This window comes from Rhabdaerophilum calidifontis (assembly GCF_008641065.1).
GTDB classification, from domain to species: Bacteria; Pseudomonadota; Alphaproteobacteria; order Rhizobiales; family Beijerinckiaceae; genus Rhabdaerophilum; species Rhabdaerophilum calidifontis.
Map to the genome: position 1 here is coordinate 146,927 of NZ_VTRS01000006.1, position 18,510 is coordinate 165,436.

Sequence of the window (18,510 nt, forward strand, 5' to 3'; positions counted from 1 at the left end):
TCCGCCGCCGAATGCAATGCCGTCTGAAAGGTGCGCCATGAGCCTCCACGCAAAGACCCTCTTCATCACCGGTGCCTCGCGCGGCATTGGCCTCGCGATCGCGCTGCGCGCGGCGCGGGACGGCGCGAATATCGTCGTCGCCGCCAAGACCGCGGAACCGCATCCGAAGCTCGAGGGCACGATCTTCACCGCCGCCGACGCGATCGAGAAGGCCGGCGGCAGGGCGCTTCCGATCGCGCTCGATATCCGCGACGACGCCGCGACCGAGGCGGCGATGGCGAAGGCCGCGCAGCATTTCGGCGGCATCGACATCGTCGTCAACAATGCGAGCGCGATCAACCTCGCCCCGGTCGCGGCGCTGGAGATGAAGCGCTTCGACCTCATGCACCAGATCAACGCGCGCGGCACCTATCTCGTCTCGCGCACGGCGCTTCCCTATCTCGCGAAGGCCGCGAACCCGCATATCCTGATGCTGTCGCCGCCGCTTGACATGAAGGAGAAATGGTTCGCCGGCCATACTGGCTACTCGATGGCGAAATTCGGCATGAGCCTTGTCGTGCTCGGCCTTGCCGGGGAGACGCGCGGCCGCATCGGCGTCAATGCGCTCTGGCCGCGCACCACCATCGCCACGGCGGCGGTTCGCAACATCCTCGGCGGTGATGAACTGATGCGCGCCTCGCGCATGCCGGATATCTTGGCCGATGCGGCCTATGCGGTTTTCAACAAGGACGCGAAGACCTTCACCGGCCATTTCCTGATCGACGACACCTTCCTCGCCGGCGAGGGTGTGACCGACTTCGATCCTTACCGCGCCGATCCCACCCATGCGCTCGCGCCGGATTTCTTCGTGCCGGACGATATCCCGCCGCCGCCGACCGCGCGCTTCGGGCCGCTCAAGGCGTGACCGCGGCCGCGTTTTTCGCTTGCCAAGACCGGACGGATCGGTTGGAACAGCGCTAGGCGCCGCGCCCCGCGACGAGGTTCCGGAATGATCATTGCCCATCTCCCCGCGGGCGCGGCGGCGGCCGATGCCCGCTGCCATTTCGAGCGGCGCATCCTCGGCCCCTCGGATCCGGTTCCTGCGGATGCCGTCTGGCTCGACCTGATCGAGCCGACCCGCGAGGAGGACCGCCGCGTCGAACTGGCCCTCGGCATCGAAATCCCGACCCGAGAAGAATCGCAGAACATCGAGCCCTCCGAGGTGCTCTATTTCGAGAACGATGCGCGCTACATGTCGGCGCGCATCCTCTGCCAATCGGGGACGGAGAGCCCGAAGCTCGCGGCGATCTCCTTCATCCTGAAGGGCCGCGTGCTTGTCACGGTGCGCTATGACGAACCGCGCTCCTTCCAGATGTTCATCAACCGCCTCCAGCGGCCCGGTGCGGCTCTGGCCGATGGTGACCATATCCTCATCGCGCTGTTCGAGACCGTGATCGACCGCGCGGCCGAGATCCTGCGCCTGACGGGGGAGCGGATCGACGATGTCTCCGCCGCCATCTTCGACGGTGCCGCGCCGCGCGGCGGCGGTGACCAGCTTCGCACCACGCTCCAGCTCATGGGCGCGGAGGGCAACCGCATCTCCAAGGTTCGCGAGAGCCTGGTTTCGGTCGAGCGGATGCTGCTCTTCCTCTCGGCGAACACCGCCGGCGCCGTCCTGCGCGACGATCTGCGTGCCGAGGTCCGCACCACCCTGCGCGACCTGCAATCGCTCGAGGACCACGCGACCTTCCTGTCCTCGAAGATCCAGTTCCTGCTCGATGCGGTTCTCGGCCTCGTCAATCTCGACCAGAACAAGATCATCAAGATCTTCTCGGTCGCGGCGGTCGTCTTCCTGCCGCCGACCCTGATCGCATCGAGTTACGGCATGAATTTCAAGAACATGCCTGAGCTTGAGTGGCAGTATGGCTATCCGCTGGCGCTCGGCCTCATGGTGCTCTCCGCCGCGGCGACCTATCTCTTCTTCAAGATGAAGCGGTGGCTGTGATGTCCGGCAAGCCTTCGATCACCATCACCTATTGCACGCTCTGCCACTGGATGCTGCGCGCCGCCTGGATGGCGCAGGAACTGCTTTCCACCTTCGGGGAGGATCTCGGCCGCGTCAGCCTGGTTCCGACGCGCGGCGGCGTCTTCACGATCCATTACGGCGAGGAGCTGATCTGGGAGCGCGTGCGCGACGGCGGCTTCCCGGATTCGAAGGAGCTCAAGAAGCGGGTGCGCGACCGCCTCGATCCGGGCCGCGATCTCGGCCATATCGACCGCGACCATCGCGGACCCGGCGGCTGAGCCGGATGCGGCGGGGCGGAGACTGGCTCCGCCCCGCTTCCGAACGCCGGACTAGGGGGGCCGGGGGCGTTCAGAACCGGTAATTCACGCCGATCTTCGCGGAGAGATCGCCGGCGGTGACATGGGTGCGACCGGCGGCGAAATTCATCTTCTGCTTGCCGAGTGCGAGGTAATCGACCTCGCCCTTGAGGCTGATCCGGTCGGTCAGCATCTGCTCGACGCCGAAGCCGAGGAGCGGGCCGGCGCGGGTCTCGTTCTTGCGGCTGGAGGCGAAGCCGCCGGTCGCCGGGCTTGTGTAGCGCACTGGCGCGATGCCGATGCCGGCGACGCCGTAGACCAGGGTCGAGCCGAAGGAATAGCCCAGCCGGGCCTTGAGCGCATGGCGCGAATGCTGCTCGACCCCGAGATGGGTCGAGCTCTTCTTGCGGCTGCCGAGCAGCAATGCGCTCTCGGCCTCGACGCCGTAGACGAGGCTCCCGGCCTGGAAATTGTAGCCGGCCTGCACGCCGAGCCGGCCGCCGCCCATGCTGCGGGTGTTGCGCTTGCCGGAGAAGTTCAGCGCGTTGATGTTGGGGCTCGCGCCGCTCGACTTGAATCCGTTCGCATCCCCGCCGCCATGCACGCCGATATAGCCGCCGGACCAGTCCATGACGCGCGCGGGTATCGGAGCCGCAGCCGGGGCCGGGCGGCGGGCAAGGGGATCGGCGGCGCCGGCGGCACCCGGCAGGAGGACTAGGGCGGCGGCGGTGAGCGCAAGGCCGGTTATTCTGTTCATCATCGTCTCTCGGTTGGTCGGAACGGGCGGCGCCGGCGCCATGGCCGGCGCCTCGCCGCTCCGATGCCGGACCCCGACCCGCCTGTCGCCCGGACGGGTCGGCCCGGTCGCCGCCATGTCCGAACGGGCCGGATCGGACATGGTGGCGGGCCGCAGCCGCTGCCCGCCACAGTTTCGACCCGCTCGAACGCAATCCGGCAGGGAGCGTAGCGCGGGGCGCGCGAATCGGGGATCACGGTTCCATGAAGATGACTCTCGTCGGGCAGATCCTGACCGGGGCGCTGGTGCTGCACCAGCTGTTCGTCATCCTGCTGCTGCTGACCCGGCGCGAGGAGCGCAAGGACCATTCCTTCGCCATGGCGGCGTTCTTCGCCGCGAATCTCACGACCAGCCTGCCCGATCTCGTCGGGTTCTTCTGGCCGGGCGGGCATGTCGAGATCGGCGAGATGCTGGCGACCGCCTTCCTGATGCTGCTCGGCCCGGCGATTTATTTCTATGCCCGCGCCCTGGTGGCGCCGGAGGTCGTCCGGCTCGCCCGGGGCGATCTCGTGCATCTCGCGCCCTTTGCCGGAACGCTCGCAGTCGTGGCGATCCTCTTCCCGCTGATCCGCGCCGGCATCGACCCGGCCAAGCTCGCTCCCGGCACGCCCTGGCCGCCGGCGGCCATCGCGCTGGTGGGGCTGTCGATCCTCGTCGTCGGGGGCTTCCTCATCGTCACGACCTTCTATCTCGCCCAGACCCTGCGTCTGCTGGCGCGATACAGGCGCAGCAAGTTCGATTATTTCGCCGCGATCGAGGGGCGAAGCCTCACCTGGTTCGAGTGGATGATCGGGATCCTGACCCTGATCTGGCTCGTCAACCTGATTCTCATCATCGACGGCATGACCCTCGAATTGTTCGGGATCTCGCCGGACGCCTCGGCGATCGTCGAGGCGGGCTGGGTCTATGTCCTGTCCTTCATGGTGCTCTGGCAGCAGGCGATCTTCAAACCCTACCGGCATTTCCACCCGCAGCCGGAGATCGAGGCGGCTGCGGGTGAGGCGACCGAGCCGGAACCGCCGGCGAACGGCGCGCCCAAATACCAGCGCTCGGCCCTCGACGAGGAGCGCGGCCGCCGGATCGCCTCCAAGATCGAGAAGGCGATGGCGGAGGACCGGCTCTATCGCAACCAGGGCGTCACCCTGCGGCATCTCTCGGATCATACCCGCGTGCCGGAGAACTATCTCTCGCAGGTGCTCAACGAGCATCTCGGCCGCAACTTCTACGAATACATCAATCATTGGCGGATCAAGGATGCCTGCGGGCTGCTTGCCGACGAGGCATTCTCGATCATCGAGATCGGCGAGGAGGTCGGCTTCAATTCGCGTTCCACCTTCAACGCTGCCTTCAAGAAGGAGACCGGGCTGACGCCTTCGGAATACCGCGCCGCGCTTCGCGGCGCGGCGTGAGGCTGCGGGGGTTCGGGAGGCCAGTCCGCCTAGCGCGACAGTTGCGCGACCAGTTCGACATGCGGCGAATGCCGGAACTGATCGACCGGGGTCACCGTCTCGATCCGGAACCCGCCCGCAGCGAGGATGGCCGCGTCGCGCGCGAAGCTTTCGGGATCGCACGAGACATAGGCGAGGCGCGCAAGCCGCGATTTGGCGATTTCCCGCGCCTGCGCCTCGGCGCCCTGGCGGGGCGGGTCGAGGAGGACGGCGTCGAAGGGCTTCAGTTCCGCCGCAAAGAGCGGCCGGCGGAACAGGTCACGCGCCTCCGCCCGCGCCGGCTTCCCACCCGGATTGGCGCGGATCGAGCGCGCGAGTGCCGCGATCGCGCCGCTGTCGGAATCATAGCCCGCGACCTTCATGCGCCGTGCGAGGCGCAATGTGAACGGGCCGAGCCCGCAGAAGAGATCGGCGACATGCCGCGCCTCCCCGAGCGCCGTGCTTGCCAGCGCCGCGAGCCGGGCCTCGGCCTCGGCCGTCGCCTGCAGGAAGGCGCCGGAGGGCAGGGTGGCGGAGAGTTCCGGCGCATCGGCGAAACGGATCGTCGGCATCCGCGCCTCGATCAGCCGCTCGCCATGCAGCGTCAGGCGCGCGAGATCGAAGCGCGCCGCCAGTACGACGAGCTTCTGCCGCAGCGCCTCCGGCAGGGCGCCGGCGCCACGGATATCGCAATCGAGTCCGGAATCGCTCGCCGTCACCAGCAGGTCGAGCGGCTTGGCGAGGCCGCGCAGCACATGGCCGATGGCGCGGGCGATGTCCGGCGCCGGGGCGAGCGCCGGCACCAGCAGCGGACAATGGTCGAGATCGACGAGATCGTGGCTGCGCTGCCGCATGAAGCCGGCGGCGATCCCGGCCGTGTGCCGGCGGATATGCAGCGTCACCCGCCGCCGCCCTGCGCCATGCGCGTCGATCGTCGGCGTGACCGGCGGCGACAGCCCCGCGCGCGCCAGCGCCGCGACGATCCGCGCCCGCTTCCATTCCGCGACCGCCGGTGCTGCCCAATGCTGGAGCGCGCAGCCGCCGCAGGTGCCGAAATGCCGGCATTCCGGGGCGATCCGTTCCGGGCTCGGGGCCAGGATCTCGATCAACGCGCCGCGCCCGTCCGCGATCGCGGCCCGCACGCGCTCCCCCGGCAGGGTGAAGGGCACCGCGACGCGCGCCTCCCCATCCCGGGCGAGCCCGTCGCCCCGCCCGCCGATCGCGGTGATGTCGAGCGTTGCGACGGCGCTCATGCGGCCTTCCGCGCCACGATCAGGAATTCGCGGTTCCCGTCGCCGCCGGCGATCGGCGAGGGCAGGCGGGCCTCGACCGTCACCCCGAGCGCGGCGATCTCGGCCGCTACCCGGTCGAGAACCGCCGCCTGGAGGGCCGGATCGCGGATCACGCCCTTCTTGCCGGCACCCGGCCCGGCCTCGAATTGCGGCTTCACCAGCCCCACCAGCCGCCCGCCGGGCTTCACGCGGGCAAGGCCGGCCGGCAGCGCCTTGGCGAGCCCGATGAAGGCGAGATCGGCGACGAGAAGATCGACGGGCTCCGGCACCTCGGCGGGGGTGATCGCGCGCGCGTCGAGCCCTTCCAGCGCCACGACGCGCGGATCGTCGCGCAGCGCGGCGTGCAATTGGCCGTGCCCGACATCGACCGCGAACACGCGCTTTGCGCCGCGCCGGAGCAGGAGATCGGTGAACCCGCCTGTCGAGGCGCCGAGATCGAGGCAGATGGCGCCGGAAGGATCGATCCCCGCCGCGTCGAGCGCCGCCGCGAGCTTCAGCGCCCCGCGCGAGACATAGTCATGCTCGGGCTCCGCCTCGATCGCCGTATCGGCTTCCACCATCTGCGCCGCCTTGCGCGCCGGGCTGCCGCCGATCCGGACCCGGCCGGCGGCGATCGCTGCCGCGGCACGGGCGCGGCTCGGGAAGACTGTCCGTTCGACGAGCAACTGGTCGAGCCGCATCCGTGCCATATTTTATCAGTGCCTCTATGCATCCGGCGTGGCGGCCGGGAGGTAGAAAAACGGGGAGGCTTCGCGCCCTGGTCCAGAGCGGACCCTTAACCCCAGACTCGACCCGGAGGAAGACAATGAAACCCGAAACCCTGTTCTCGCGCCGCCTGTTCCTCGCCGGTGCCGCAAGCGCCGCCACGTTGCCGGCGCTTCCGCGCGCCGTGCTGGCGCAGGCCGCGCCCGCCGGTCCCTTCGTCCTGCCGCAGCTCGGCTATGCCTTCAACGCGCTCGAACCGCATATCGACGCGATGACGATGGAGGTTCACTCGCAGCGCCACCACGGTGCATTCATCGGCAATCTCAACAATTTCGCCAAGGAGCATTCGGTCCTGGCCGCGAACCCGGTCGAGAAGCTGCTCGCCGGCTGGCAGCAATTGCCGGAATCGATCCGCATGGGGGCCAAGAATTCGCTTGGCGGCCATGCCAACCACACCATGTTCTGGATCATCATGACCCCCGGCGGCGCCAAGGAACCCTCGGGCGAACTCAGGACCGCGATCGAGCGCGATCTCGGTGGGTTCGACAAGATGAAGACCGATTTCAACGCCGCCGGTGCGCGCGTCTTCGGCTCGGGCTGGGTCTTCATCACGGTGGACCAGAGCGGCAAGCTGGCGATCACCACGCGCCCCAACCAGGATACGCCGCTGATGGACGGGCAGCGGGTGCTGCTCGGCAACGATGTCTGGGAGCACGCCTATTATCTCAAGTATCAGAACCGCCGCGCCGAATACCTCGTGAACTGGTGGGCGGTCGTCAACTGGACGAAGATCGGCGAGCGCTATGCCGCCGCCAAGGCCGGCACGCTGACGATCTGATCAGGCCCGCACCGCGCGCTCGGCCTGGCTGCCGAGCGCGCGCAACACCGTGGCGACAATGCCGCGCGCGTCGAGCCCTGCCTCGGCATACATCCGCTCCGGCCTGTCCTGGTCCTGATAGCGGTCCGGCAGCGTCATCGTGCGCACCTTGAGCGCGCCGTCGAGCAACCCGTCCTCGGCCAGCGCGTGCAGCACCTGGCTGCCGAAGCCGCCGACCGACCCCTCCTCGATGGTGACGAGCAGCGCATGCCCCTCCGCGAGACGCCGGAGCAGCGCGCGGTCGATTGGCTTGGCGAAGCGCGCATCGGCGACGCTGGTGGAAAGCCCCAGCTTCTCCAGCTCCTCGGCGGCCTTCAGCGCCTCCTGAAGCCGGGTGCCGAGCGAGAGCAGCGCGATCTCCCGCCCTTCGCGCAGGATGCGACCCCGGCCGATCTCCAGCACCTCGCCCCGCGCCGGCATCTCGACCCCGATTCCCTCGCCGCGCGGATAACGGAAGGCGATGGGGCCGGCATCATGGGCGGCGGCGGTGCGCACCATGTGGCACAATTCGGCCTCGTCCGCCGCCGCCATCACCACCATGTTCGGCAGGCAGCAGAGATAGGCGAGGTCGAAGGCGCCGGCATGGGTCGGCCCGTCGGCGCCGACAAGCCCGGCCCGGTCGAGCGCGAAGCGCACCGGCAGGTTCTGGAGCGCGACGTCATGCACCACCTGGTCGTAGCCGCGCTGAAGGAAGGTGGAATAGATGGCGCAGAACGGCCTGAACCCCTCGGCCGCGAGCCCGGCCGCGAAGGTCACGGCGTGCTGCTCGGCGATTCCGACATCGAAGGTGCGGCGCGGAAACGCCGCGCCGAACAGATCGAGCCCGGTGCCGGAAGGCATCGCGGCGGTGATCGCAACGATCTTCTCGTCCACCTCCGCCTCGCGGATCAGGCTCTCGGCGAAGACGCGGGTATAGGCCGGCGCGTTGGTCGGGGCCTTGGCCTGCTTGCCGGTGACGACATCGAACTTGACGACGCCGTGATATTTGTCGGCGCTCGCCTCGGCCGGGGCATAGCCCTTGCCCTTCTGCGTCACGACATGAACGAGGATCGGCGCGCCGACCTCGGCGTCGCGGACATTGCGCAGCACCGGCAGCAGATGGTCGAGATTGTGGCCGTCGATCGGCCCGACATAATAGAAGCCCAGCTCCTCGAACAGCGTGCCGCCGGTGACATAGCCGCGCGCATGTTCCACCGCGCGGGTGATCGCGGAATCGAGCCGCTTGGGCAGTTGCGCGGTGAGCTGCTTGCCGAAATCACGCAGCTTCAGATAGGTCTTGCCCGAGGCGAGCCGCGCGAGATAGGCGGACATCCCCCCCACCGGCGGCGCGATCGACATGTCGTTGTCGTTGAGGATGACGATGAGCCGCGAATGCGCTGCGCCGGCATTGTTCATAGCCTCATAGGCCATACCGGCGCTCATCGCGCCGTCACCGATCACGGCGATGACGTGGTTTGTCCCGCCGGCGAGATCGCGCGCCACCGCCATGCCGAGCCCGGCCGAGATCGATGTCGAGGAATGCGCGGCGCCGAAGGGATCGTATTCGCTCTCGGCGCGCTTGGTGAAGCCGGAGAGCCCGCCACCCTGGCGCAGCGTGCGGATGCGGCTCCGCCGCCCGGTCAGGATCTTGTGCGGATAGGCCTGGTGTCCGACATCCCAGATCAGCCGGTCGGCCGGGGTGTCGAACACGTGATGCAGCGCGACCGTCAGTTCGACAACCCCGAGCCCGGCGCCGAGATGGCCGCCGGTAACGGAGACCGCGTCGATCGTCTCGGCACGGAGTTCGTCGGCGACCTGCCGCAATTGCGATGGGTCGAGCCGGCGCAGGTCGGCGGGGCTGGCGATGCGGTCGAGCAGCGGCGTTTCAGGGCGCGGGTTCATCCGCAGCGTTATAGCGCCTCTGGCGGTTCGGGCAATCGCCCATCCCTGATCATGCACCGCCACGGCTTGCGCCACCGCAAGGGAAATCATATGAAAAACTGAATGTGTCTATGAAAGGTCCGGCGCGATGGCCGCCGGCAGCGGAGCACCCCATGAAGGATTATCCGGACATCACCCGCTCGACCTCGGCCGGCCTGCGCGAATTGCGCAAGGATGCCGGCGAGACGCTCGCGGCCTTCTCCGCCCTGACCAAGGAGGCCATGAAGCCGGGGCTGCTCGATGCCAAGACCAAGGAATTCATCGCCCTGGCGCTCGGCGTCGCGGCGCGCTGCGATGCCTGCCTTGGCTACCACGCAGAGGCGCTGGTGCGGCTCGGCGCCACGCGCCAGGAACTGGCGGAGGTGCTGGCGGTGGCGGTGCAGATGGGCGGCGGCCCCTCGCTGATGTATGCCGCCGATGCGATGACCGCCTTCCTCCAGTTCGAGGCCGGCGAAAAGGCCCGGACCTAGCGCTCCGGCAGCGGGATGAACTCGCTTTCGCCGGGCACGGAATCGAACCGGCCGGCCGCCCAGTCGGCCTTGGCCTGTTCGATCCGGTCCTTGCGCGAGGAGACGAAATTCCACCAGATGTGCCGGGGTCCGTCCATGGGCTCGCCGCCGAAGATCATCAGCCGCGCATGGCCGAGCGCGAGGATCGAGATCCGGTCGCCGGGGTGGAAGACGAGGAGCTGGCCGGGGCCGAACGTGTCGCCGGCGATGTCGATCTCGCCCGAGACCGTGTAGACGGCGCGCTCGTCGAGATCGGCGTCGAGCGGCAGCACGGCGCCGGGCGCCAGAACCGCCTCGGCATAGAAGGCGGGATGGGGGAAGGCGACGGGCGAGCGGGCGCCGTAGCCCTCGCCCATGATGATCCGCACCCGCTTGCCCTCGCCGGTCACGCGCGGCAATTCGGTCTCGGCATGGTGGACAAAGGCCGGCGCCGTCTCCTCGTGGCTGGCGGGCAGGGCGGCCCAGGCCTGGATGCCGAAGAGCCGCCGGTTCGGGGCCTGCCGCGCCTCGGGGCTGGTGCGCTCGGAATGGACGACGCCCGCGCCGGCGCTCATCAGGTTGAGCGCGCCGGGCCGGATCTCCTGCACGATCCCGAGCGAATCGCGATGCAGGATCGATCCATCGAAGAGATAGGTCACGGTCGCGAGCCCGATATGGGGGTGCGGCCGCACGTCGAGCCCGGTGCCGAGCAGGAATTCGCTCGGCCCCATCTGGTCGAAGAAGACGAAGGGGCCGACCATCCGCCGCCCGGCTGCGGGCAGCGCGCGCCGCACCTCGAATCCACCGATATCGTGGGCGCGCGGCACGATCACCTGTTCGATCGCCGCGCAGGCGCGGGCATCGCCGGGGGCGGGATCTTCGGCGGGCAGGCTCGACATGGCGGGCTCCTCCTTGCGCAAGCAAATGGGGCCGTGCGCCGCTGCGGGAAGGGCAGGCGGCTTCAGCGCTCGGGATCGAGCGGCGCGGCGCCGGCGGGCTTGCCGTCCGGTCCGAGCGCGATCCGGGCGATGCGCATCTCGGCTTCCTTCAGCAGCGCCTCGCAGCGCTTCTTCAGCTGTTCGCCGCGCTCGTAGCGCTCGATCGATTTTTCGAGGCTCACCTCGCCGCGTTCGAGCTCGGCGACGATGGTTTCGAGTTCGGCCAGCGCCGCCTCGAAGGGCATCGCGGCGATATCGGGGGGAAGGGTGCTGCTCATGGGGAAGAACCTGTGATCGGGCAGACCCTAGACGATCGCGGCCGGGGAGGAAACAGCGCGGCGGGTTATCCACGCCCCGACGCGGCCGCCCGCGCATCAGCCGAGCCGGCCGAGGCGGAAGCCGGGCGCCGGGCGCTCCGTCAGCACCTCGCGGCGGAAGCGGAACAGCGCGGCCGGGCGGCCGCCGGTCACGGTCTGGCCGCCGGTGGGCTCGACGAGCCCGCCCTGCTCGACGAGGCGGCGGAAATTCTGCTTGTGCAGGTGATGGCCCGAGATCGCCTCGACCTTCTTCTGGAGATCGGTCAGCGTGAAGCTCTCGGGCATCATCTCGAAGATCAGCGGGCGGTATTTCAGCTTGCCGCGGATGCGCCCCAGCGCGGTCGCGAGGATGCGGCGATGATCGAACGCCATCGGCTCGCCCGGCACGCAAACGGCGCCGGCGGCGCGGCCGTCGCGGATCGCCTCCGGCACGAGCCCGGCCTCGTAGAGCAGTTCGTAGCGTTCGAGCACCTTCTCCTCGTCGAAGGGCAGGGTATCGGAACCGAAATAGAGCGCGACGCGCTCGACAGGCGAGAGCGCGCGGCGGTCGATGCCGGCGCCGCGCTGATCGGCGCCGCGCGCCCAGCTTTCGAGCGCCGGCCGGATCATGGCGTCGATCAGCGCCGGCTTGCCGCCCCGCCAATCCTCCCAGGGGAAGCAGGCGTAGAGCGGCGCGAAATGCGCCGCGCCGCGATCGGCGATCCGGGTCAGGGCGAGATAGCCGATCGAGACGACATGCGGGCTCGCATCGACCTCGCCGCGCGCGCGCTCGGCGGCGTGCCGGCCGCGATCGCCGAAGGTGTAGAGCTGCTCGACATAGCCCAATGCCTGCCCGGCCTGCTCCTGCGCGAAGGAGCGCAGCCCGATTTCCAGCGTGCGATGCTTCAGCGGGTCGAACGGCCCGGAGGGCAGGCCGAGGCTCTCCCCGCCCCGCGCCGCATAGACCAGCGGCGTCTGCCCCTCCACCGCCATGAGGACGGCGGTGAGATTGATCTCGATGGGCAGGGCGGGGCGCATATCCGTTCAGCCGGCGCCGATATCGAGCGCGAAGGGCACGCCCTCGAACGTATCGATTCCGCGGCCGATGGCGTCGATCGCATCGACCATCCGCCCGCCGCGCCCGAGCAGATCGTCGCCGAGCGCGGCCAGATGCCGGTTCGGCGTCGCGGTGGGCGAGACGGCGCGGATATGTCCGGCCCATTCGGTCTCGGTCCGGTCCGGCCGGAGCGCGCAGGCGGCGATGAAGGCGCTCGCGGTTGAGCGGCTGACCCCGGCATAGCAATGGATGACCAGGGGCCGCGCGCGCTCCCAGCGCGTCACGAACGCGACGAGCGCCGCGACATCCTGCTCCCCGGCCATCACCTCGCCCTCGCGCGGTTCGGTGATGTCGGAGAAATTGAGCACGAGATGCCGCTCCGGCGCGATTCCCTCCGGGCGCGGCACCGGTGTGACCGCCTTGATCACCGTCACGACATCGGCCGCGCCGGTCGTGCGGACGGTTTCGTACAGGCGCTGCAGCGAACAGACATGGATGCGGGGCATGTCAGGGCTCCTGTCGACCGGGCGGCCCGGCATGGAGGGCGGCGTCGAGTTCGGTGAAGCGGGCGAGGAAGGCCGCCTCCACCGCCTCGATCGGCAGGGGAAGGACGAGCGCGGCCATGTCCGGTTTGAGCCGGAACGGCTGGCCGAAGAATTCCCGCGCCTCGGCCTCGGTGAAGCCTGCGAGCCGGGTCGCCTCGTGATACGCGGCGGCGCGATCCGCGCGCTTGGCGAGATCGGCGGCGAGGCGCGGCATCGGCGCCGGCAGCGAGAAGCGACGCAGCACCGCGTCGAGGATGCGGCTCTCGGTCTCGCGATAGGCGTCGCCGATCACCGCCTTGAACGGCGAGATCATGTCGCCGATCACGTATTCGGCGGCATCGTGCAGCAGCACCGCGAGCCGGGTGCGCAGGCCGGCCTGCGGCGCCATCTCCCCCGCGATCGCCTCGACGAGCAGCGAATGCTGTGCCACAGAGAAGATATGCGTGCCATGCGTCTGCCCGTTCCAGCGCGCGACCCGCGCCAGACCATGGGCGATGTCGGCGATCTCGATATCGAACGGCGAGGGGTCGAGCAGGTTGAGCCGCCGCCCGGAGAGCATGCGCTGCCAGGCGCGCGGCGGTTTCGCGCGCGTCGTCCGCGCGGCGGATGAGGGGGCGGATGCGGAGCGCGCCATGCAGCGGTTTTGTCCTCTCGCGCCGGGATTGGCAACAGGCGCGATGCGCCGGTCAGGCCATGCCCTTGCCGAAGCGGGCATAGGCGGGCGGCGTCAGCTCGACGGGAACGCCGCCGGCAGTGACCGGCAGCCCCGCTGCTTCGGCCTCCGCCAGCCGGTCGAGCCGCAGGATGGCGATGGCACGGTCGCCGAAGCTTTCGCCGACCCGGCCGATCGCCCGCTCTCCCGCCATCACCTCGGCACCGCCGGTAACGCCGAACCCGTTGAGGAACCGCGCCGCGAGCGCGCGCGTGCGCGCCGTGCCGCGATGCTCCATGCGGCTCACGACCTCCTGGCCGATATAGCAGCCCTTGCGGAAATCGACCCCGCCGAGCTGGTCGAGATTGACCTCGTGCGGGAAGGCGTCGCCGGTGACGAAATCCTTCCCCGCTTCGGGGATGCCGAGCGCCACGCGCCGCGCGTGATAGGCTTCCGCGGCGCCGGGGGCGAAGCCGGCGGTCGCACGCTCCAGCGCATCGCGCGGGCCGTAGAGCCGCTGCCCGAGTTCCGGCGCGCGGGGATCGGCGAAGGCGTAGAAATCCGGCCCCTCGACCGGCGGTGCATCGAGGCAGATCCGCATATCGATCGGCGCCCCGAGCCGGCTGATGGCGATCGCCGCGCGCAGCCGGTAGCGTTCGAGGCGTTCGAGAAGGTCATCCGCCAGCCCGGCTGCAACATCGATGAGGTAAAGCGGCTCGTCGTCGCTGCCGTTGAACACCAGCATGTCGGCGATGATCTTGCCCTGCGGGGTCAGAAGCGCCGCGGCGCGGCCGGTTCCCGGCGCGAGCCCGGCGATATCGGCGGTGACGAGGTTGTGCAGGAAATGCTGCGCCTCGCCGCCGGTGATCGCGAGAACGGCGCGATCCTCTGCGGGAATGACGTGGGGCGGGGCGGAGGGCTCGATCGCGGTCACGGGATCTCGTTCACGGGCTGGCGGGCGCGTTGGGGGCTTGTTTGCCTCCGGAGCGGCAGATAAGTCCGGTGCGGGGGCGCGGCAAGGGCGCCCGGATCACCGGCCGCGGAGAGAGGTATGGCAGAGACATTCGACACCCTGCTGCTCGGCGCCGAGATCGTCAACCAGGACGGCCGCGCCATCTGCGATCTCGGCCTGCGCGGCGGGCGGATCGCCGTGATCGGCGATCTCTCCCGCGCCGCCGCCGCCGAGACGCTCTCCTGCCGGGGCCTGACCATCCTGCCCGGCATCATCGACACGCAGGTGCATTTCCGCGAACCGGGCCTCACCCACAAGGAGGATCTCGAATCCGGCTCGCGCGCCGCCGTTCTGGGCGGGGTGACGGCGGTGTTCGAGATGCCGAACACCAACCCGATGACAACCTCCGCCGCGGCGCTCGCCGCCAAGGTTGCCGCGGCGCATCACCGCATGCATTGCGATTTCGCCTTCTTTGTCGGCGGCACGGCCGAGAATGTCGAGGAGATCCCGGTTCTGGAAAAGCTGCCCGGCGCGGCGGGGATCAAGGTCTTCATCGGTTCGTCGACCGGCAACCTGCTGGTGGAGGATGACGAAACCCTGGCGCGGATCGTTGCCCGGCTCTCCCGCCGCGCCTCCTTCCATTGCGAGGACGAGGCGCGGCTCCGCGCGCGGCTCGATCTGCGCCGGCCGGGCGACCCCGCCTCCCATCCCGTCTGGCGCGATCCGGAGGCGGCGCTGCTGGCGACGCAGCGGCTGGTGACGCTGGCGCGCCGCTTCGGCCGGCGGGTGCACGTTCTGCATGTCTCGACCGGCGACGAGATCGAATACCTCGCTGGTCACAAGGATGTCGCGAGCTGCGAGGTGACGCCGCATCATCTCACGCTCGCCGCGCCGGAATGCTACGAACGCCTCGGCACCTACGCGCAGATGAACCCGCCGGTGCGCGATAGGGCGCATCAGGAGCGGATCTGGCGCGGTGTGGCGGAAGGGGTCGTCGATATCCTTGGCTCGGACCACGCCCCCCATACCCGCGCGGAGAAGGATCACCCCTATCCCGGATCGCATTCGGGCATGACCGGCGTGCAGACGCTGGTCCCGGTCATGCTCGATCACGTCCATGCCGGGCGGCTGAGCCTCGAGCGCTTCGTCGATCTCGCCGCGGCCGGGCCGGCGCGGCTGTTCGGCATCGCCGCGAAGGGGCGCATCGCGGTCGGCTACGACGCGGACCTGACGATCGTCGATCTGAAGCGCCGCGAGACGATCACCGACGGCTGGATCGCCTCGAAATGCGGCTGGACGCCCTATGACGGGATGCAGGTCACCGGCTGGCCGGTCGGCACCTTCGTGCGCGGCCGCCGCGTGATGTGGCAGGGCGAGTTGACGGGACCGGGAACGGGCGAGCCGGTGCGTTTCGGGGAAGCCTTGCCGGAACGCGGATGAACGGGCCGCTCTTGACGGGCCGGCCGGCTCAGTTCTTCATCTTGAGCGAATATTCGCCGGCCTTGATCCGCTCGGGCAACCGTTCGGCGAATTTGCCGACAGCCTCCTCGCCATAGGTGGCGACGAGCTCGACGAAGGCGGCGAACAGCGCGGCATGGGCGAGGCAATCGCCGTCGATTCCGTCATAGCGGCCTTCGGCAAAGGCTTCCGAGACATAATTATACGCTGCACGCCGCTGGTCGGCGTAGAGCGCGTCGTTCGACCTGCCCAGTTCGTCGTTCGTCTGCACGCGCGCATTCCCCGTTTCGTCCGCAGGTCGGCCCGCCGTTCCCGGCGCTGCTCGCCTTCCACTCGCCCCTTGCTGGCAGGATCAGGCTAGACCGCGCAGAGCGCGAAAGCGAGCATTCCGTTGAGAAAACGTTAACGCGGCCGTTCGTCTTGTGGATGAAAGCGGGGAAAGCTCAGCTCCCGAAGCGGCGGTCGAGTTCGCGGGCGAGCCGCGCGGCGTCGCGCGTCAGCATGGCGCGGGCGGCCCGGGCGGCCGGCGTGCATTGGCGGTAGCTCGTCGAATATTCGGAAAATCCCTGGTTGTAGGCGCCGGTCAGCCGCTCGCGCAGCCCGGAATTGTCGCCCTCGGCTTCGAGGAACGCCTCCATCCGCCGCTGCCAGGGGTTGGGCCACGTGTCCGGCGCGCAGAGATCGGCGAGGAAGGCCAGCGCCCCGATCACCTCCGAGAACTGCGTCAGGGGAGCTTCCTGCGCATTCGGCGGCGCGATCGCCGGTTTCGGCACCGGTGCCGGCGCCTCCGCCGCAGGGCGCTTGCGGCGGATCGGGCGCGGCTGCGCCGCCGGTTGCGCGAGCGCCTCCAGCGCCGGCAGCAGGGAGAGAACGAGCGCCATCGCGGCGCGGGCAAAGGACCGGGCGCGTCGCCCGGTCACGCCGCCGCCCCGGCGACGAGGCGCGCCGCGCGCGCGAGCACCGCCTCGAGCCCGCGCGTCATCGCGAGATCGCCCGGCGCGAGCGGATCGACCCAGCGGATATCGGATATTTCGGCCGATGGGGTGGGCTCGCCCGCGATCCAGCGCCCGGCGAAGGCCGCGATCACCGCATGCGCGCGCAGCAGCCCGGCGGGATCATGCTCGATATGCTCGACATGATCGACGAACCCGACGATCTCGGCCGTGACCCCCACCTCCTCGGCGAGTTCGCGCAGCGCGCCTTCAGCCATGCGCTCGCCGGGCTCGATCCGGCCGCCGGGCAGCGACCAGAGCCCGAGCGCCGGTGCGCGGGCGCGGCGCGCGACCAGCACCCGGCCGTCGCGGAACACGGCGATCGACGCCGCGAGCACCGGCCGCGCCGGCGGGTCAGACATGCTGACCGCCATTGATGTGCAATTCGGCGCCGGTGACATAGGCGGAGGCATCGGTGCAGAGGAAATAGATCGCCTTGGCGACCTCGTCCGGCGTGCCGAGCCGGCGCATCGGCAGGGTCTCGACGATCTTCTCCGTGCCGGGGGAGAGGATCGAGGTGTCGATCTCGCCGGGCGAGATGGCGTTGACCCGCACGCCGAAGGGGCCGAAATCCGCCGCCATCTCGCGGGTCAGCGCCGCCAGCGCGGCCTTGGAGGTGGCATAGGCCGCCCCCGCGAAGGGGTGGACGCGCCCGCCGGCGATGGAGGTGACATTGACCACCGCGCCCTTCGCGGCCCGCAATTCATCGATCAGCCCGCGCGCGAGCATGATCGGGGCGAAGAAATTGACCTGGAAGACGGTGGCCCAATCCTCGATCGGGGTTTCGATCGCCGAGAGCCGCGCGCCGCCCGGCCCCTTCGGCGAGATCCCGGCATTGTTGACAAGCGCGTGCAGCCGGCCATCCGCCAGCCGCGACTTGATCTCGCCGATCGCGCGCAGGGTGTCGGCCGGGTCGGCGAGATCGACCTGGACATGGTTGTCGCCCCCGGCGTCCCAGGGGCAGTTCTCCGGCACGGGCTGGCGCGAGCAGGCGATCACCCGCCAGCCGGCCGAGGCGAAACGCTTGACGGTGGCGTGCCCGATCCCGCGCGAGGCACCGGTCAGGAGCAGGGTCCGCCGCTCGGCGGGGGCATTGGCGCGGTCCCGTTCCATGGCGGCCTCCGTTCAGGGGTAGAAATGCACGATCTCGAACGGCGCGTCGAGCGCGGCGCGGCGGAAGATCAGCCTGTCATGCAGGCGGAACGGCTTGTCCTGCCAGAATTCGATGGAGAGCGGCCGGATCCGCCAGCCGCTCCAATAGGGCGGGCGCGGCACCTCGCCGAGCCCGAACCGAGCCGCCTCGCGCGCCACCGCCGCCTCCAGCGCGAAGCGGCCCTCGAGCGGGCGCGATTGCCGCGAGGCCCAGGCGCCGATCCGGCTGTCACGCGGGCGCGAGGCGAAATAGGCATCGGCCTGTTCCGGAGCGACCTCCTCGACGGGGCCGCGGAAGCGCACCTGCCGGCGCAGGCTCTTCCAGTGCAGAACGCCCGCCGCCTGCATGTTCGCGGCCAGCTCGCCGCCCTTCTGGCTCTCGCGATTGGAATAGAAGACGAAGCCGCGCGGATCATACTCCTTCAGCAGCACCATGCGGACATTGGGCATCAGATCGGCGCCGGCGGTGGCGAGGGCCATCGCGTCGGGATCATTGATCTCCTTGTCGCGCGCTTGCGCAAACCATTCCGCAAACAGCGCGAAAGGGTCCCGCACGTCATCCCACAAACCGGTCATTAACGGTTCCGTCCTCTAATGAAGATTGCGGTTCACTCGCTGGGGTCGCGTCGTGTCGCGTTCAACCTGCTCCCCTGCCGGCCGGA

At 69.5% G+C, this 18,510-nt stretch carries 22 protein-coding genes; 7 read left to right on the forward strand and 15 right to left on the reverse strand.

What is annotated here, in order from left to right:
• Positions 1-37 precede the first annotated feature (37 nt).
• From FWJ24_RS11185 to FWJ24_RS11195, 3 genes are all read left to right on the forward strand, one after another.
• Entirely contained in the window at positions 38-904 is an 867-nt protein-coding gene (locus FWJ24_RS11185) for an SDR family oxidoreductase (RefSeq protein ID WP_150287912.1), read from the forward strand.
• Between the two features lie 84 nt (positions 905-988).
• Positions 989-1,984, forward strand: coding sequence for a magnesium transporter CorA family protein (locus FWJ24_RS11190; protein ID WP_150287913.1), 996 nt, complete (start codon positions 989-991; stop codon positions 1,982-1,984).
• Positions 1,984-2,283, forward strand: coding sequence for an Rdx family protein (locus FWJ24_RS11195; protein WP_150287914.1), 300 nt, complete (start codon positions 1,984-1,986; stop codon positions 2,281-2,283). The genes FWJ24_RS11190 and FWJ24_RS11195 overlap by 1 nt, the downstream gene beginning before the upstream one ends.
• A gap of 70 nt (positions 2,284-2,353) precedes the next feature.
• Here the strand turns inward: FWJ24_RS11195 and FWJ24_RS11200 are convergent, their stop codons facing one another.
• The gene (locus FWJ24_RS11200) at positions 2,354-3,199 is read right to left on the reverse strand and encodes an outer membrane protein (protein ID WP_150287915.1); all 846 of its coding nucleotides are present in this window, start codon (positions 3,197-3,199) and stop codon (positions 2,354-2,356) included.
• Between the two features lie 101 nt (positions 3,200-3,300).
• Between FWJ24_RS11200 and FWJ24_RS11205 the strand changes: the two genes are divergently transcribed.
• Positions 3,301-4,506, forward strand: coding sequence for a helix-turn-helix domain-containing protein (locus FWJ24_RS11205; RefSeq protein WP_150287916.1), 1,206 nt, complete (start codon positions 3,301-3,303; stop codon positions 4,504-4,506).
• Between the two features lie 29 nt (positions 4,507-4,535).
• Here FWJ24_RS11205 and FWJ24_RS11210 read toward each other — a convergent pair whose 3' ends face one another.
• Both FWJ24_RS11210 and FWJ24_RS11215 read right to left on the reverse strand, forming a co-directional pair.
• Positions 4,536-5,777 carry a class I SAM-dependent RNA methyltransferase gene (locus FWJ24_RS11210; protein WP_150287917.1) on the reverse strand — a complete coding sequence of 414 codons (1,242 nt, stop codon included), beginning with the start codon at positions 5,775-5,777 and terminating at the stop codon, positions 4,536-4,538.
• Positions 5,774-6,505 carry a TlyA family RNA methyltransferase gene (locus FWJ24_RS11215; RefSeq protein WP_150287918.1) on the reverse strand — a complete coding sequence of 244 codons (732 nt, stop codon included), beginning with the start codon at positions 6,503-6,505 and terminating at the stop codon, positions 5,774-5,776. Before FWJ24_RS11215 ends, FWJ24_RS11210 begins: the two co-directional genes overlap by 4 nt.
• A gap of 116 nt (positions 6,506-6,621) precedes the next feature.
• Here FWJ24_RS11215 and FWJ24_RS11220 point away from each other — a divergent pair, with 116 nt between their 5' ends.
• Positions 6,622-7,359, forward strand: a complete 738-nt coding sequence (locus FWJ24_RS11220) for a superoxide dismutase (protein ID WP_150287919.1) — start codon at positions 6,622-6,624, stop codon at positions 7,357-7,359.
• Here FWJ24_RS11220 and dxs read toward each other — a convergent pair whose 3' ends face one another.
• Positions 7,360-9,279: a 1-deoxy-D-xylulose-5-phosphate synthase gene (gene dxs, locus FWJ24_RS11225; protein WP_150287920.1), complete on the reverse strand. Its 1,920-nt coding sequence runs from the start codon at positions 9,277-9,279 to the stop codon at positions 7,360-7,362. It lies immediately after the preceding gene.
• Between the two features lie 152 nt (positions 9,280-9,431).
• Here dxs and FWJ24_RS11230 point away from each other — a divergent pair, with 152 nt between their 5' ends.
• On the forward strand, positions 9,432-9,788 hold the full coding sequence (locus FWJ24_RS11230) for a carboxymuconolactone decarboxylase family protein (protein ID WP_150287921.1): 357 nt from the start codon (positions 9,432-9,434) through the stop codon (positions 9,786-9,788).
• Here the strand turns inward: FWJ24_RS11230 and FWJ24_RS11235 are convergent.
• From FWJ24_RS11235 to ygfZ, 6 genes are all read right to left on the reverse strand, one after another.
• A complete protein-coding gene (locus FWJ24_RS11235) occupies positions 9,785-10,705 on the reverse strand; it encodes a pirin family protein (protein WP_150287922.1) in 921 nt (306 codons plus the stop codon). The genes FWJ24_RS11230 and FWJ24_RS11235 overlap by 4 nt on opposite strands.
• Positions 10,706-10,767: 62 nt before the next feature.
• A complete protein-coding gene (locus FWJ24_RS11240) occupies positions 10,768-11,022 on the reverse strand; it encodes an exodeoxyribonuclease VII small subunit (RefSeq protein WP_150287923.1) in 255 nt (84 codons plus the stop codon).
• A gap of 96 nt (positions 11,023-11,118) precedes the next feature.
• Positions 11,119-12,078, reverse strand: a complete 960-nt coding sequence (locus FWJ24_RS11245) for an NUDIX hydrolase (RefSeq protein WP_150287924.1) — start codon at positions 12,076-12,078, stop codon at positions 11,119-11,121.
• A 6-nt stretch (positions 12,079-12,084) separates the two neighbouring features.
• Positions 12,085-12,603: a tyrosine phosphatase family protein gene (locus FWJ24_RS11250; RefSeq protein WP_150287925.1), complete on the reverse strand. Its 519-nt coding sequence runs from the start codon at positions 12,601-12,603 to the stop codon at positions 12,085-12,087.
• Position 12,604: 1 nt separating this feature from the next.
• Positions 12,605-13,276: an HD domain-containing protein gene (locus FWJ24_RS11255; protein ID WP_150287926.1), complete on the reverse strand. Its 672-nt coding sequence runs from the start codon at positions 13,274-13,276 to the stop codon at positions 12,605-12,607.
• A gap of 52 nt (positions 13,277-13,328) precedes the next feature.
• Entirely contained in the window at positions 13,329-14,228 is a 900-nt protein-coding gene (ygfZ, locus tag FWJ24_RS11260; RefSeq protein WP_246155659.1) for a CAF17-like 4Fe-4S cluster assembly/insertion protein YgfZ, read from the reverse strand.
• 117 nt (positions 14,229-14,345) lie between these two features.
• Here ygfZ and FWJ24_RS11265 point away from each other — a divergent pair, with 117 nt between their 5' ends.
• Positions 14,346-15,686 carry a dihydroorotase gene (locus FWJ24_RS11265; RefSeq protein ID WP_150287927.1) on the forward strand — a complete coding sequence of 447 codons (1,341 nt, stop codon included), beginning with the start codon at positions 14,346-14,348 and terminating at the stop codon, positions 15,684-15,686.
• 28 nt (positions 15,687-15,714) lie between these two features.
• Here FWJ24_RS11265 and FWJ24_RS11270 read toward each other — a convergent pair whose 3' ends face one another.
• The 5 genes from FWJ24_RS11270 to pdxH all read right to left on the reverse strand — a co-directional run bounded on the left by FWJ24_RS11270 (position 15,715) and on the right by pdxH (position 18,424).
• Complete coding sequence (locus FWJ24_RS11270) at positions 15,715-15,975, reverse strand: hypothetical protein (protein ID WP_150287928.1); 261 nt, start codon at positions 15,973-15,975, stop codon at positions 15,715-15,717.
• A 172-nt stretch (positions 15,976-16,147) separates the two neighbouring features.
• A complete protein-coding gene (locus tag FWJ24_RS11275; protein ID WP_150287929.1) occupies positions 16,148-16,624 on the reverse strand; it encodes a TIGR02301 family protein in 477 nt (158 codons plus the stop codon).
• Positions 16,621-17,058, reverse strand: coding sequence for an NUDIX hydrolase (locus FWJ24_RS11280; RefSeq protein ID WP_150287930.1), 438 nt, complete (start codon positions 17,056-17,058; stop codon positions 16,621-16,623). Before FWJ24_RS11280 ends, FWJ24_RS11275 begins: the two co-directional genes overlap by 4 nt.
• Entirely contained in the window at positions 17,051-17,809 is a 759-nt protein-coding gene (locus FWJ24_RS11285) for an SDR family NAD(P)-dependent oxidoreductase (protein ID WP_150287931.1), read from the reverse strand. The genes FWJ24_RS11280 and FWJ24_RS11285 overlap by 8 nt, the downstream gene beginning before the upstream one ends.
• 12 nt (positions 17,810-17,821) lie before the next feature.
• The gene (gene pdxH, locus FWJ24_RS11290) at positions 17,822-18,424 is read right to left on the reverse strand and encodes a pyridoxamine 5'-phosphate oxidase (protein WP_150287932.1); all 603 of its coding nucleotides are present in this window, start codon (positions 18,422-18,424) and stop codon (positions 17,822-17,824) included.
• Between the last annotated feature and the right edge of the window lie 86 nt (positions 18,425-18,510).

Excerpts from the sequence above, each read along its gene's own strand:
- FWJ24_RS11185 (WP_150287912.1), top strand. The coding sequence starts at position 38 with ATGAGCCTCCACGCAAAGACCCTCTTCATCACCGGTGCCTCGCGCGGC.
- FWJ24_RS11190 (WP_150287913.1), top strand. The coding sequence starts at position 989 with ATGATCATTGCCCATCTCCCCGCGGGCGCGGCGGCGGCCGATGCCCGC.
- FWJ24_RS11195 (WP_150287914.1), top strand. The coding sequence starts at position 1,984 with ATGTCCGGCAAGCCTTCGATCACCATCACCTATTGCACGCTCTGCCAC.
- FWJ24_RS11200 (WP_150287915.1), bottom strand. The coding sequence starts at position 3,199 with ATGTCCGATCCGGCCCGTTCGGACATGGCGGCGACCGGGCCGACCCGT.
- FWJ24_RS11205 (WP_150287916.1), top strand. The coding sequence starts at position 3,301 with ATGAAGATGACTCTCGTCGGGCAGATCCTGACCGGGGCGCTGGTGCTG.
- FWJ24_RS11210 (WP_150287917.1), bottom strand. The coding sequence starts at position 5,777 with ATGAGCGCCGTCGCAACGCTCGACATCACCGCGATCGGCGGGCGGGGC.
- FWJ24_RS11215 (WP_150287918.1), bottom strand. The coding sequence starts at position 6,505 with ATGGCACGGATGCGGCTCGACCAGTTGCTCGTCGAACGGACAGTCTTC.
- FWJ24_RS11220 (WP_150287919.1), top strand. The coding sequence starts at position 6,622 with ATGAAACCCGAAACCCTGTTCTCGCGCCGCCTGTTCCTCGCCGGTGCC.
- dxs (WP_150287920.1), bottom strand. The coding sequence starts at position 9,279 with ATGAACCCGCGCCCTGAAACGCCGCTGCTCGACCGCATCGCCAGCCCC.
- FWJ24_RS11230 (WP_150287921.1), top strand. The coding sequence starts at position 9,432 with ATGAAGGATTATCCGGACATCACCCGCTCGACCTCGGCCGGCCTGCGC.
- FWJ24_RS11235 (WP_150287922.1), bottom strand. The coding sequence starts at position 10,705 with ATGTCGAGCCTGCCCGCCGAAGATCCCGCCCCCGGCGATGCCCGCGCC.
- FWJ24_RS11240 (WP_150287923.1), bottom strand. The coding sequence starts at position 11,022 with ATGAGCAGCACCCTTCCCCCCGATATCGCCGCGATGCCCTTCGAGGCG.
- FWJ24_RS11245 (WP_150287924.1), bottom strand. The coding sequence starts at position 12,078 with ATGCGCCCCGCCCTGCCCATCGAGATCAATCTCACCGCCGTCCTCATG.
- FWJ24_RS11250 (WP_150287925.1), bottom strand. The coding sequence starts at position 12,603 with ATGCCCCGCATCCATGTCTGTTCGCTGCAGCGCCTGTACGAAACCGTC.
- FWJ24_RS11255 (WP_150287926.1), bottom strand. The coding sequence starts at position 13,276 with ATGGCGCGCTCCGCATCCGCCCCCTCATCCGCCGCGCGGACGACGCGC.
- FWJ24_RS11265 (WP_150287927.1), top strand. The coding sequence starts at position 14,346 with ATGGCAGAGACATTCGACACCCTGCTGCTCGGCGCCGAGATCGTCAAC.
- FWJ24_RS11280 (WP_150287930.1), bottom strand. The coding sequence starts at position 17,058 with ATGTCTGACCCGCCGGCGCGGCCGGTGCTCGCGGCGTCGATCGCCGTG.
- FWJ24_RS11285 (WP_150287931.1), bottom strand. The coding sequence starts at position 17,809 with ATGGAACGGGACCGCGCCAATGCCCCCGCCGAGCGGCGGACCCTGCTC.
- pdxH (WP_150287932.1), bottom strand. The coding sequence starts at position 18,424 with ATGACCGGTTTGTGGGATGACGTGCGGGACCCTTTCGCGCTGTTTGCG.